The sequence below is a fragment of the Chryseobacterium sp. NRRL B-14798 genome, from assembly GCF_050470705.1.
GTDB classification, from domain to species: domain Bacteria; phylum Bacteroidota; class Bacteroidia; order Flavobacteriales; family Weeksellaceae; genus Chryseobacterium; species Chryseobacterium cupriresistens.
Window position 1 is genome coordinate 4,794,041 of the sequence record NZ_JBFLUL010000005.1, and the last position, 14,092, is coordinate 4,808,132.

Below are 14,092 nucleotides of genomic sequence, written 5' to 3' on the forward strand. Positions count from 1 at the left end.
CTGCTTTCTTTATCTTAAATTATTATTTCAGTTTTTTCTTAACCGCTACTTCTTCGTAAACTTCAAGAATATCTCCGATTTCAATATCATTATAACCTTTAAGGTTCAGACCACATTCGTAACCTTTTGTTACTTCCTTCACATCATCTTTGAAACGTTTCAAACTTTCCAGTTCTCCATCGAATTTAACAATACCGTCTCTTAGCAAACGTACTTTAGACTGTCTTGTTACTTTTCCGGTAAGAACCATACAACCTGCAATTGTTCCTACTTTAGAAATCTTGAATACCTCACGGATTTCAACATTACCAATCACCTGTTCCTGAATTTCCGGAGAAAGCATTCCCTCCATCGCTTCTTTTACTTCATCGATTGCTTTATAGATTACAGAGTAAGTTCTGATCTCAATTTCCTCACGATCGGCAAGTTCTTTTGCATTGGCACCCGCTCTTACATTGAATCCAATGATAATCGCATCTGATGCTGCGGCTAAGTTGATATCAGATTCAGTGATCTGCCCAACACCTGAGTGAAGAATCTTAACACTGATTTCTTCTGTTGATAATCTTTGTAACTGATCAGAAAGAGCTTCTACAGAACCATCCACGTCTCCTTTAAGGATAATGTTCAATTCTTTGAATTCTCCTAAAGCAATACGTCTACCCAATTCCTCAAGGGTTGTATGCTTCTTGGTTCTAATCGATAATTCCCTCTGCAGCTGTTCTCTCTTATTGGCAATAGCTTTACCTTCACTTTCATCAGCATATACGCGGAATTTATCACCTGCAGTAGGCGCTCCGTCCAAACCTAAAATTGTTGCAGGAATTGATGGCCCTGCTTCTTTTAGATTTTTACCTCTTTCATCAAGCAAAGCTTTTACTTTACCGTGATTTTTACCCGCTACTACATAATCACCTACTCTTAAAGTTCCGGTCTGTACCAACATTGTTGCTACATAACCTCTACCTTTATCTAAAGATGCTTCAATAACAACTCCGTTTGCTGCACGGTCAGGATTTGCTTTCAACTCAAGTATTTCAGCCTGTAGTAAAACTTTTTCCAGCAATACATCTACATTATTACCGAATTTAGCTGAGATCTCCTGTGCCTGAACATTCCCACCCCATTCTTCTACTAAAACCGGTGGATTTAATCCTGATAACTGCTGACGGATGTTGTCCGGGTTTGCATTCGGCTTATCCACTTTGTTGATAGCAATAATCATTGGTACTCCTGCAGCCTGTGCGTGAGCAATTGCTTCTTTTGTTTGTGGCATTACATCATCATCGGCAGCAATTACGATAATTGCAATATCCGTGATCTGCGCCCCTCTTGCTCTCATCGCTGTAAAGGCTTCGTGACCTGGTGTATCTAAGAAAGTAATTCTCTGACCATTTTCCAGCTTCACATTATAAGCACCGATGTGCTGAGTAATTCCTCCTGATTCACCAGCAATTACGTTGGTTTTTCTGATGTAATCCAATAATGAAGTTTTACCGTGGTCAACGTGTCCCATTACAGTAACTACAGGAGCTCTCTGCAATAAGCTTTCTTCAGTATCCACTTCATCTTCAGCATCTGTATCTTCAAGATCAGCATCTGAGAATTCGATTTTATAACCGAATTCATCTGCTACTAATAATAAGGTATCCGCTTCAAGTCTCTGGTTCATGGTAACCATTACCCCTAATGAGAAACAAGCAGAGATTACTTCAGTTGGAGAAACATTCATCAAACTTGCCAATTCACCTACTGTGATGAATTCTGTTACTTTAAGAGTTCTGTCTTGTGCTTCGAGCTCCTGCTGGCGCTCATCCTGCTCTCTACGGAAAGTTCTTTTGTCTTTTCTGTGTTTTGCAGATTTAGATTTTCCTCCTTTATTAGTAAGTTTTTCTAATGTTTCTTTGATCTGGTTTTTAACCTGCTCATCGGTTAATTCAACTGGCATAACTCTTTGCCCTGGTCTGTTGTTCTGACCTCCTTTTTTGAAGCCACCACCTTGACCCTGACGGTTTCCACCACCCTGGTTATTTCCGAAACGGTTTCCACCCTGGCCACCCTGACCTTGAGGACGGTTTCCTTGTCCGCCCTGACCTTGACGGTTTCCGCCTTGTCCACCGTTATTATTCTGACGGTTTCCCTGGCCCTGACCACCTTGGTTATTATTTCCTGAGTTTTGATTATTCCCCTGACCTTGTTGGTTATTCTGACCAGGTTTTTCAATTCTCTTTCTTTTCTTTTTTGCTCCGGCACCCGGCTTCGGCGCAAACTGAGTCAAGTCGATCTTTTCCCCAACGATTTTAGGACCGTCAAGCTTCTGATATACGGTCTCAATTTTCTGTGGTTCCTGAGATTCAGGTTCAGCCTCTGTTTTTGGAGTTTCCACTTTTTTCTCCTCTGCAACCACTGGTTTTGGAGTTTCTTTTACTGGTTCCACAGGTTTAACTTCTTCTTTTTTCTCCTCCATTTTTGGTTTGTCTTTTTTCACAGGTCTGTTTCTAGATTCTATTTGAGACAAATCAATTTTATCCAAAACTTTAAATTCCTGCTTTTCAGGCACTGCTTTAACTTCCGGTTGTTCTTCTTTCACGATTTCTTCTTTCTTTTCTTCAACCGGTGTCGCAACAGGAGCCACAGGAACTGCAGGAGCTGCAGGAGCCTCTTCAGCTTCAGGCTTCTTAGGTTCCAAATCTATTTTACCTAAAATTCTAGTTTCTGGTTTATTTGCTTTAGCTCTTATCACTTCAGGGGTTTTCTTTTCTTCAATTTCCAGCTTTTCTTCCGGAACTTTAGTGATCACCACCTCATGGGAAGCCTTTCTTTGTTCGCCGTCTTTAGCAAACTCAGCCTCCAATGCAGAATATGCCGCTTCTTCCAATTGAGCGTTAGGATTGCTTTCAACCTCGAAGCCCCTTGACTGTAAAAACTCTACTAATCTGGACATCGAAATGTTGAATTCCTTAACCGCTTTGTTTAATCTAATTTTTGGCATTTATATTATTTACTGTTTTTAATTTTTAAAATTAAAGTATTTCTTTTTTACTGTTTATTAAAATTTATTTAAAATCTTAATCTTCAAATTCTTCTCTCAGAATACGTTTCACCTCTTCAATAGTTTCTTCTTCAAGGTCAACCATATTTAAAAGACTTTCAGTTTCTTTATCCAATACTGATTTTGCAGTCGTAAGTCCTACTTTCTTAAACTCATCCAAAATCCACTGCTCGATATCATCGTTAAATTCTTTCAATTCAACATCATCATCCTCACTGGACTCTCTGTATACATCAATCTCATATCCTGTCAACCAAGAAGCCAGTCTGATATTCTGACCTTGTTTTCCGATCACTTTAGAAATTTCTTCAACAGGAGTATACACCAACGCGTAGTTCGTCTCCTCATTGATTTCAATTTTGTTAATAGTAACATTTCCTAATGCTCTCTTCACCAAGATCTCAGGGTTTTTAGACCACTGAATAACATCGATGTTTTCATTTCTCAACTCTCTTACAACGCCATGAATTCTGGATCCTTTTACTCCAACACAAGCTCCTACCGGATCAATTCTGTCATCATAAGCATCTACTGCAATCTTCGCCTTTTCACCAGGAATTCTCACTACCTTTTTCAGGATAATTGTTCCGTCCTGGATCTCAGGAATTTCCAGCTCTAATAACTTCTCTAGGAATTTAGGTGCAGTTCTGGAAATAATAATCTGTGGTTTAGAACCTTTAAAATCTACTGTCTCAACAATAGCTCTGATATTCTCACCCTTTTTAAAGAAATCGGATGGGATCTGGTTTTCTTTTGGTAAAATAAATTCATTTCCTTCATCATCCAGCAGAATCACGTGCTTATGACGGATGTGGTGGATTTCCCCTACAACAATTTCACCAATTTTATCTCTGAACTGTTCGTACAGCATTGCATTATTGTGTTCCTGAAGTTTTGTAGCAAGGATTTGCTTAAGGGTAAGAATATTTCTTCTTCCCAACTGTGCAACAGGAATTTCCATTGTAAAGTCTTCACCTACTTCGAAGGTGGGATCAATCTTCTTTGCTTCAGAAATTTCAATTTCCAAATCATCATCTTCAGACATTTCGTCCTCTACAATTGTTTTATTTAAAAATATCTGAAAATCTCCTTTATCCGGGTTTACAATCACATCAAAATGATCATCTGAATCAAATCTCTTTCTTAAAAGAGTTTTCAGTGAATCTTCAATAATTGCCATAAGATCAATCTTACTGATCCCTTTTTCGTCTTTAAAATCACCAAAGGATTCAATCAACGCTATATTATCCATCTATTCTTTTTTCTTTTTAAAATTTAATTACTACTAATGCTTTTTTGATCTCAGGATAAGAAATTTCTTTCTCCTCCTCCACATCTACTTTTCCTTTTCCGATATCTTTCGGTTTCCGGTAACGTAGAACAAGCGTGATCTTCTCATCGTCTACTTTTGACAATTCCCCTTCAATTTTAGAAGAATCCTCCAGCATCACCTCAATCTCTCTTCCAATGTTTTTACTGAACTGTCTTGGTGTGGATAATGGCTCGCTCAGTCCTGCAGACATCACCTGAAGGCTGAAGTCATGCTCTTCACGATCCATATTGAATTCAATTGCACGGCTTGCATCAAGACAATCCTGCAAAGAAACTCCGTTATCACCATCCAAAATCACTGTAATATCATCCCCTGCAGAAATTTTAAGATCAATAAGAAACAGATCTTTTCTGGTCTCAAGGAATTCATTTAATAATTCTTCAATTCTTTTTCTAAACTCCATATATTTTTATCTTGATTTACAGTACGAAAAAAGGCTTTCTTCCGAAGCCTTCCCATTTTTTCCGTAAATCCATTGCAAATATAAGCTTTTTTTCTAAAAAAGCAAAATAATCTTAAGTATCAGGTAAATAGCGCCAGATTCATTTACAATAAATTAAAAGAATATGTCAGAAGATTTTTATTACTTTTGTCTTAGAATTTAAAAACAGACATTTTGAATATAACGATTGTAGGAACAGGTTATGTAGGTTTGGTTACAGGAACCACTCTGGCAGAACTTGGCAATTCAGTATACTGTGTTGATATTGATGAAAAAAAAGTAGAAGGTATGAAAAACGGCATTGTTCCCATCTATGAGCCGAACCTTGAAGAAATGTTTTTAAGAAACATTCAGTCTGAAAGATTATTTTTCACTACCAATCTTAAAGAAGCTTTAGACAAAAGCGAAGTGATTTATCTGGCATTACCTACTCCTCCGGGAGAAGACGGATCTGCAGATCTGTCTTATGTACTTCAGGTAGCTGATAATATTGGCGAAATGATGACCGGATACAAAGTCATTGTCAATAAAAGCACGGTTCCTGTAGGAACTGCAGACAGAGTAAGAGAAACCATCTCAGCGAAAACAAATATCCCTTTTGATGTTGTTTCAAATCCCGAATTTTTAAGAGAAGGATTTGCGGTTGAAGATTCAATGAACCCTTCAAGAGTAGTTGTAGGTGCAAGTTCGGAAAGAGCCAAAGACATCATGTCTAAGATATACCAGCCTTTTACCAACACCGGAATTCCCATCATTTTCATGGATGAGAAATCCTCAGAACTTACAAAATATGCTGCGAATTCATTTCTGGCAGTAAAAATCACCTTTATGAATGAGATTGCGAACTATTGTGAAAAAGTGGGCGCAGATGTAGATAAGGTAAGACTGGGAATGGGTAGTGATGACAGAATCGGGCACAGATTCTTATTCCCAGGTATCGGATATGGTGGAAGCTGCTTTCCTAAAGACGTAAAAGCACTTATAAAGTCCGGAAAGCAGGAAGATTTTAATTTTCAGATCCTTGAAGCTACGGAAAAGGTAAATACAGCCCAGAAGGTAATCTTAGTGTCTGAAATTGAAAAATATTTCGGAGGAAGTATTGAAGGAAAGAAAATTGCTATGTGGGGGCTTGCCTTCAAAGCCAATACGGATGACATCAGAGAAGCCTCATCATTAGACAACATCGCTCTTCTATTGGAGAAAGGAGCAGAGGTCATAGCCTATGACGCTGTTGCAGAAAGTAATGTTAAGAAGCTTTTAGGTGATAAAATACAATATGCTAAAGGAATGTACGATGCAATCGAAGATGTAGATGCACTGTTTATTGCTACAGAATGGCCGGAATTCAAAAATCCTAATTTTGACCTTATGGCTAGAAAAATGAAAAACAAAGTCATTTTTGACGGCAGAAATATGTACCCGCTGGAAATCCCTGAACAGAACGGATTTCATTATAAAAGTATAGGAAGAAAGACCATTACAAAATAAATCAATGAAAAATATTATCGTTACAGGAGGTGCCGGATTTATCGGCTCCCATGTTGTAAGAGAGTTTGTAAAAAACAATCCGGATACTACGATCATCAATCTTGATGCTCTTACCTACGCCGGAAATCTCGAAAACTTAAAGGACATTGAAAATGAACCGAATTATGTTTTCGAAAAAGCAGATATTACAAAACCGGAAGAGCTTAGAAAAGTTTTCGAAAAATATAACCCGGATGCTGTTGTACATTTAGCAGCAGAAAGCCATGTAGACAGAAGTATTACAGATCCTATGGCATTCATCAATACGAATGTAAACGGAACTGCTAATCTTTTGAACCTTTGTAAAGAATTCTGGACATTAAATCCTGATCATACCCACGGCAGATTCCCGGATGAAAAAAGAAACAATCTTTTCTATCATATTTCCACGGATGAAGTATATGGAAGCTTAGGGGAAACAGGTTTCTTTCTGGAGACCACATCATACGACCCTCAATCTCCGTATTCAGCTTCAAAAGCAGCCTCTGACCATTTGGTAAGAGCTTACGGAAATACCTATGGAATGCCTTTCATTGTATCGAACTGTTCCAACAACTACGGTCCGAATCATTTCCCTGAAAAATTGATTCCACTTTGTATTTCGAATATTATCAACGAGAAACCACTTCCTATTTACGGTGATGGAAAATACACCAGAGACTGGTTGTTTGTCATTGACCATGCCAAGGCGATTCATCAGATCTTTAAAGAAGCAAAAACCGGTGAGACTTACAATATCGGAGGATTCAACGAGTGGCAGAATATTGATCTTGTCAAAGAACTGATCAAACAAATGGATGCCAAGCTGGAAAGACCGAAAGGTTATTCAGAAAAGCTGATCACTTTTGTAAAAGACAGACCGGGTCACGACAAACGTTACGCTATTGATGCCACAAAACTGAATAAAGATTTAGGCTGGAAACCTTCAGTTACCTTTGAAGAAGGATTAGCAAAAACCATCGACTGGTATCTGGAAAATAAGGAATGGCTGGAGAATGTAACTTCCGGAAATTATCAGGATTATTACAGCAAACAATACAGCTAAATATATTATTTGAGATAACAGAGCAATGGAACTCTTTATCTTCCACAGAAATTCAACTCACAACACAAAAGAAATAAGCGTCTTTACGCACCAAAACATGAAAGGAATAATATTAGCCGGAGGTTCCGGAACAAGACTTTACCCTCTAACCATTGCAGTAAGCAAGCAGCTGATGCCTGTTTACGACAAACCTATGATTTACTATCCGCTTTCCACATTGCTTTTAGCAGGAATCAAGGATATTCTGATCATCACCACTCCACATGACCAGGAAGGTTTCATCAAACTTTTGGGCGACGGCTCACAAATCGGCTGTAATATAGAATATGTTGTACAGCCAAGTCCAGATGGTTTAGCGCAAGCTTTTATTCTGGGCGAGCAATTTATTGGTAACGACCCCGCAGCGCTGGTATTGGGAGATAATATTTTCTATGGTTCCGAAATGGGAACTTTATTGAAAAACAAAACCAATCCACAGGGAGGAGTTGTTTTTGCTTACCACGTAGCAGACCCTGAAAGATATGGTGTAGTAGAATTCGACAAAAACCTGAAAGCTGTTTCTATTGAAGAAAAGCCTTTAAACCCTAAGTCAAACTATGCTGTTCCCGGCCTTTATTTTTATGATAACAATGTCGTTGAAATTGCTAAAAACATCAAGCCCTCTGCAAGAGGTGAGCTGGAAATCACAGACATCAACAATGTTTATTTAAGCAATGGAAAACTTGAAGTAGCTGTTCTTAACAGAGGAACGGCATGGCTGGATACAGGAACCTTTGATTCTCTTCATGACGCCTCAGAATTTGTAAGTGTTATTGAAAAAAGACAAGGATTTAAAATCGGCTGTATTGAAGAAATTGCATTCAGAAACAAATTCATTGATGAGGAGAAACTGCTTGAGACGGCTACCAAATATGGTAAAAGCGGATACGGTGAATACCTGAAACAACTTATCAGAAAATAACAATTATAATTTATAAAATTCATAGACTATTGGCTTTATGGCCAATAGTTTTTGCTCATGCCGACAAATATCAATATATTAGTTGTTGATTTTTAGTTTTATGGACTATGAAAATTTATAAACTAATACATACGGTAAGAATTAATTATTATAAATTTGCAAAAACTTACACAGATGAATGAACCACAACAAAAGTGGACAGAAACGATTGATGCTGATCATTCGTTATTTGACTTGAAGCTAAAAGAAGTCTGGAGATACAAAGATCTTGTTTATATGTTTGTAAAAAGAGATTTTGTATCCAGCTTTAAGCAGACTATTTTAGGCCCGATCTGGTTTTTTATCAATCCAATTCTAACGACAATTGTTTATTTAATTGTTTTCGGAAGAATTGCCAACCTTCCAACTGACGGAGCACCACCATTACTTTTCTACCTTGCAGGAGTTACTCTCTGGAATTATTTTTCAGCTTGTTTACTAGGAACATCTTCAACTTTTGTTGGTAATGCAAATATTTTCGGCAAAGTATATTTTCCAAGACTGGTTTCTCCTTTATCCATTGTAATTTCCAACCTGATGCGTTTTGGAGTACAGTTTCTCCTATTTATTATCGGCTGGGGTTATTATTTATCAAAAGGACAAATTCATCCTAATATCTGGATCTTAGCAACTCCCTTTTTAATTTTACTAATGGCATTATTTGCATTGGGAGTAGGAATGATATTTTCTGCGTTAACCACAAAATATAAAGATTTAAGTATGTTGTTGGGGTTTGGAGTGAGTCTGTATATGTATGCAACACCAGTTATTTATCCAACCTCAGCGTTACCGGGATTCTTTAAAAGCATTTCATTTTACAATCCTTTAACAGGGATTTTCGAATGTTTTAAATATGCCTGGCTTGGTGTTGGGGACTTTTCTCCAATAATGCTCACTATCAGTACATTTATCATCCTTATTTTATTGGTAACAGGTACTTTCATTTTCAATAAGGTGGAAAAATCCTTCATGGACACAGTTTAAAAATTTATTAACTTCCCCTAAACAATTTAAAAATGCTAGCTTTAAAAGCAGAAAATATATCAAAACAATACCGTCTCGGACAAGTCGGAACGGGTACCTTATCTCATGACTTAAACCGATTCTGGCACAAAGTAAGAGGAAAAGAAGATCCATATCTTAAAATTGGTGAGGTAAATGACAGAACAACCAAGGGAACTTCTGAGTACGTTTGGTCACTTCGGAATATTAATTTTGAGATTGAACAAGGAACTGCAGTAGGGATTATTGGGCGAAACGGAGCCGGAAAATCTACCCTGTTAAAACTTTTAAGCAAGGTAACAAAACCTACAACCGGTAAAATATACACCAACGGAAGAATTGCATCTTTATTGGAAGTAGGAACCGGGTTTCATCCTGAAATGACAGGACGCGAAAATGTTTTTTTAAATGGAGCAATTCTTGGAATGACCCGTAAGGAAATTTCAAGAAAATTTGATGAGATCGTAGCTTTTTCAGGAGTAGAAAGATATATTGACACTCCGGTAAAAAGATATTCATCGGGAATGTATGTTCGTCTGGCCTTCGCTGTAGCAGCTCACTTGGAATCTGAAATTCTAATTGTAGATGAAGTATTGGCTGTGGGTGATGCAGATTTTCAAAAAAAATGCCTGGGAAAAATGAACGATGTAGCAAAAGGAGAAGGAAGAACCATTCTTTTTGTAAGTCATAATATGACTGCCGTAAAAGAACTTTGCAACAAAGGAATCCTTTTAAACCAAGGAACTTTAGCCTATGAAGGAGATATGCTAAATACAATTATAGAATATCAAAAAAGCAGTACAACAGCAAGTTCTTATTATTACAATGGAAATATTAATGAAGCTCTAGGAAATAATAACATCAGAATAAAAGAATTTTATGTAAATCCTATTCATGGAGATCTCATCGATATTGATTCCGGAATTCATGTAAAGCTTGTTTTCCAGAATAATTGTGCTAATATCAATCTGGATGCTACTTTTGAACTAAGAAATTATGAAGAGCTTATTATCTTCCATGTAGGAAAACTTATTACTGAAAATAATAACTCTGAAATTGGGGATTATACAGTAGAATTTGATATTCCGGCAGGTTTAATTAATGCAGGAAATTACTATTTTAAATTAATTTTCGGAAAAAATCAAACCGAAGTATTATTTGCAGTCGACAGTATTGTAGGCTTTGAGGTTGAAAATGTAAAAGTGGGCAGCAAACTTCATTTGTATCCGGGAATTACAAGACCGAATTTTGATTATAAAGTACAGACTCCATGATTCCAAAAATAATAGAACTTCCAAAAATTTATGACAAAAGAGGAAATCTTTCCTTTTTTGAGCACCCCAATCAACTACCCTTTGAAATTAAAAGAACGTATTGGATTTATGATGTTCCGGGAGGGGAAACAAGGGGAAGTCACGCTTTTAAAGAACAGCAGGAGTATATTATTGCTCTTTCAGGAAGTTTTGATGTAGTGATTCATAATGGTAAAGAAGAGCAGCGGTTTTCCTTAAACAGATCCTATTATGGATTATATATTCCGAAAATGTTTTGGCGGAAACTAGAGAATTTCTCTACCAATTCACTTGCTCTTATTGTTTCTGATCATACTTATAATCAGGATGATTATATCAGAGATTTTGAAGAATTTAAAAAGCTGGCAAATGAAAAATAAGCTTTCAGTATTTGATTGTAGTGTTATAGACCTTGGAAAAATAAGTTTTGATGAGGGTAATCTTACAGTGGTTGAAAACAATTCAACCTTCCCATTTGATGTTAAAAGAATATTTTATTTATACGACATTGCGGGTGGAGAAAGCCGTGGTGCTCATTCTCATAAAGAATGTCATCAGTTTTTGATTGCAGCTAGCGGAAGTTTCGAGGTTTCACTGGATGATGGAAAGTTTAAAAGACAGGTTTTTCTGAACCGCCCGGATATTGGGCTTCATATTCCACCAGGAATTTGGGCTTCAGAAATTAATTTTTCATCAGGTGCAATTTGTCTGGTTCTGGCATCTCATCATTATAATGAAGAAGACTATGTCAGAGATTATGATACATTTTTAAAAATACAGAATGAAAAATAAAATTCATCCATTAGCCGATGTCCAAAGTGAAAACATAGGAGAAGACACCATGATTTGGCAATTCTGCGTTGTTTTAAAAGGTGCTGAAATTGGTAAAAATTGCAATATAAATTGCAATGTTTTTATTGAAAATGACGTGAAAATAGGTGATAATGTAACCATTAAACCCGGCGTACAGGTTTGGGACGGAGTAACATTGGAGGACAATGTATTTATCGGTCCAAATGTAACTTTTACGAATGATCTTATTCCGCGTTCAAAACAATATCCTTTAGAATTCAGTAAAACACTTGTGAAAAAAGGTGCTTCAATTGGGGCTAACTCTACAATTATTGCCGGGAATATAATCGGAGAAAATGCTTTGATCGGTGCCGGAAGTGTCATTACGAAAAATGTGCCTTCAAATACAGTTTGGTATGGAAATCCTGCCAGACAAACGGGTTTTATAACTTTAGACGGAAAGATTTTAGATCTGAATATGAAAGACAAGGAAGGAAATTCCTATGAAATTCAAAATGACTAGTGATGTTTTTCATTATGCTCACTGCAAGTATTCATTCATATAAAGTAATAGAAAAACCTTTCAACAAAAAATAAAAAATTTATTCTCATGATTAAGTTCCTCGATCTACAAAAAATTAATCTACAGCACCAAGAAGAAATTGAGGCGAAGCTCTTGCAGGTTTTCCGTTCCGGATGGTATCTTATGGGCAATGAACTGAATCTATTTGAGAAAAATCTTTCTCAATATATCGGAACAAAACACGCAATCGGTGTTGCCAATGGCTTAGACGCTCTTCGTCTTATCCTTAGAGGATATATCGAAATGGGATTAATGAAAGAAGGAGACGAAATTTTAGTTCCATCCAACACTTATATTGCTTCTATTTTAGCCATTTCCGATAATGGACTCGTACCCGTTTTGGTAGAACCAGATATTGCCAACTATAATATTGACGTATCAAAAATTGAAGAAAAAATCACTCCAAAAACAAAAGGTATTTTAATTGTGCATCTTTACGGAAGAGTTATTTTCTCTGAAGAATTGCAGCAATTGGCTCAAAAATATAATGTAAAAATCATTGAAGATAATGCTCAGGCTATTGGAGCAGAATGGAAAGGAAAAAAAACAGGAAATCTTGGTGATGCCTCTGGTTTTAGTTTCTATCCCGGAAAAAATTTAGGTGCTTTGGGCGATGCCGGTGCAATTACGACTAATGATGAAGAATTGGCAAAAACCATAAGAGCCTTGGCAAATTATGGTTCAAATAAAAAATATGTAAATATTTATCAAGGATTAAATTCCAGACTAGACGAAATTCAGGCTGCTGTTTTAGATATTAAGCTAAAATACATTGATGAAGAAAATGAGGTGAGAAGAAAGATCGCAAGACAATATATCAGCGAAATTTCAAATTCCAATATTATTCTACCGGAAAACCCTGAAAATGAGAACGAGCATGTTTGGCATATTTTCCTTATCAGAACAGAAAAAAGAGACGAACTTCAGGCTTACCTTACAGAAAACGGTGTCCAAACTTTGATTCATTATCCGATTCCTCCCCACAAACAGGAAGCTTATAAAGACTGGAATTCACAATCTTTTCCGATCAGTGAAAAGATTCATCAAGAAGTTTTGAGCCTGCCTATTTCTCCGGTAATGGAAAAAGAGGAAATAGCTAAAGTTATTGAATTATTAAACAAATTCTAATGGAGAATCCGTTGGTAAGTTTTATTGTTGTTTCATACAAACACTCAGAATTTATCCCTGAGTGTTTAAATAGTATTAAAAATCAAACTTATAAAAACTGGGAACTCATTATTGCTGATGATGCTTCACCAGACAATTCTGTGGAGATCACAAAAAACTGGCTGAACGAAAACAACATTTCTGCAAAAACCAATTTTCATGAAACAAACATAGGATTCGCTGCAACACTTAATGAATGTATTGAGATGACTGAGGGAAAATATGTAAATATTATAGCTGCCGATGACTACCTTCATCCTTCATTTCTTGAAAAATGCGTAGCCAATTTAGAAAAAAAGGGGAATGATTTCGGAATGATTTTTTCAAGCTGCTTTATCATCCAAGAAGATAAAACATTAATTAATTATCTTGATGATCTGAGTTTTTATAAAGATGAAAATCAATTTAAAAGTACATTGAAAAAGATGAACCTTATCCCGGCTCTTGCTACGTTGGTTAAAAGAACGGTTTTAATTGAGACAGGTCCGTACGATAAAAATATTCTTATCGAAGATTACGACAGATGGTTGAGAATTAATGAAAATTATTTTATTGATTTTATTCCTGAAAATCTTGCATATCATAGAAAGCATGGTGAAAACATTTCTAAAATAAAAGAAAGGATTGTTTTTGTAGAAGAAATACTTTTAAGGTTAAAATATGATCATAATCTTGAAAATAAGACAAAAATAAATAACGACATCAAAAAGATCTACATAACATCTAAAGATAAAAAGGAAATCCGGAAAGTGTCTGAACAATATTCTCAATATAAAGGGAAAGAACGTTGGCTGAATTTATGCCTGAAATATAACCTGCCTGTAAGATTATATTATCTGAAATATAAATTTTTCTAA

General features: G+C 36.2%; 13 protein-coding genes. 10 read left to right on the plus strand and 3 right to left on the minus strand.

Translation table 11 applies throughout. The annotated features are described in order from the left end of the window. Positions 1-22 precede the first annotated feature (22 nt). From infB to rimP, 3 genes are all read right to left on the minus strand, one after another. Positions 23-2,992 carry a translation initiation factor IF-2 gene (gene infB / locus AB1278_RS22015; RefSeq protein ID WP_429817041.1) on the minus strand — a complete coding sequence of 990 codons (2,970 nt, stop codon included), beginning with the start codon at positions 2,990-2,992 and terminating at the stop codon, positions 23-25. A 76-nt stretch (positions 2,993-3,068) separates the two neighbouring features. Next, positions 3,069-4,304 carry a transcription termination factor NusA gene (nusA, locus tag AB1278_RS22020; RefSeq protein ID WP_002982960.1) on the minus strand — a complete coding sequence of 412 codons (1,236 nt, stop codon included), beginning with the start codon at positions 4,302-4,304 and terminating at the stop codon, positions 3,069-3,071. A 16-nt stretch (positions 4,305-4,320) separates the two neighbouring features. Next, a complete protein-coding gene (gene rimP, locus AB1278_RS22025) occupies positions 4,321-4,788 on the minus strand; it encodes a ribosome assembly cofactor RimP (protein WP_034691441.1) in 468 nt (155 codons plus the stop codon). A 213-nt stretch (positions 4,789-5,001) separates the two neighbouring features. Here rimP and AB1278_RS22030 point away from each other — a divergent pair, with 213 nt between their 5' ends. From AB1278_RS22030 to AB1278_RS22075, 10 genes are all read left to right on the plus strand, one after another. Continuing rightward, positions 5,002-6,315, plus strand: a complete 1,314-nt coding sequence (locus AB1278_RS22030; protein ID WP_202841649.1) for a UDP-glucose dehydrogenase family protein — start codon at positions 5,002-5,004, stop codon at positions 6,313-6,315. A 4-nt stretch (positions 6,316-6,319) separates the two neighbouring features. Continuing rightward, on the plus strand, positions 6,320-7,399 hold the full coding sequence (rfbB, locus tag AB1278_RS22035; protein WP_202841652.1) for a dTDP-glucose 4,6-dehydratase: 1,080 nt from the start codon (positions 6,320-6,322) through the stop codon (positions 7,397-7,399). Positions 7,400-7,496: 97 nt separating this feature from the next. Then, positions 7,497-8,360 (plus strand): glucose-1-phosphate thymidylyltransferase RfbA, encoded by an 864-nt coding sequence (gene rfbA / locus AB1278_RS22040; protein WP_110008471.1) that lies wholly within the window; start codon positions 7,497-7,499, stop codon positions 8,358-8,360. A gap of 174 nt (positions 8,361-8,534) precedes the next feature. Next, positions 8,535-9,383: an ABC transporter permease gene (locus AB1278_RS22045; RefSeq protein ID WP_110008470.1), complete on the plus strand. Its 849-nt coding sequence runs from the start codon at positions 8,535-8,537 to the stop codon at positions 9,381-9,383. Positions 9,384-9,415: 32 nt separating this feature from the next. Continuing rightward, the gene (locus tag AB1278_RS22050; protein WP_202841654.1) at positions 9,416-10,675 is read left to right on the plus strand and encodes an ABC transporter ATP-binding protein; all 1,260 of its coding nucleotides are present in this window, start codon (positions 9,416-9,418) and stop codon (positions 10,673-10,675) included. Then, a complete protein-coding gene (locus AB1278_RS22055; protein ID WP_110008468.1) occupies positions 10,672-11,073 on the plus strand; it encodes a sugar 3,4-ketoisomerase in 402 nt (133 codons plus the stop codon). Before AB1278_RS22050 ends, AB1278_RS22055 begins: the two co-directional genes overlap by 4 nt. After that, on the plus strand, positions 11,063-11,485 hold the full coding sequence (locus AB1278_RS22060; protein ID WP_110008467.1) for a sugar 3,4-ketoisomerase: 423 nt from the start codon (positions 11,063-11,065) through the stop codon (positions 11,483-11,485). The genes AB1278_RS22055 and AB1278_RS22060 overlap by 11 nt, the downstream gene beginning before the upstream one ends. Further along, positions 11,475-12,008: an N-acetyltransferase gene (locus tag AB1278_RS22065; protein WP_202841657.1), complete on the plus strand. Its 534-nt coding sequence runs from the start codon at positions 11,475-11,477 to the stop codon at positions 12,006-12,008. Before AB1278_RS22060 ends, AB1278_RS22065 begins: the two co-directional genes overlap by 11 nt. A gap of 87 nt (positions 12,009-12,095) precedes the next feature. Next, positions 12,096-13,196: a DegT/DnrJ/EryC1/StrS family aminotransferase gene (locus AB1278_RS22070; RefSeq protein WP_411414228.1), complete on the plus strand. Its 1,101-nt coding sequence runs from the start codon at positions 12,096-12,098 to the stop codon at positions 13,194-13,196. Then, positions 13,196-14,092 (plus strand): glycosyltransferase family 2 protein, encoded by an 897-nt coding sequence (locus AB1278_RS22075; RefSeq protein WP_202841661.1) that lies wholly within the window; start codon positions 13,196-13,198, stop codon positions 14,090-14,092. Before AB1278_RS22070 ends, AB1278_RS22075 begins: the two co-directional genes overlap by 1 nt.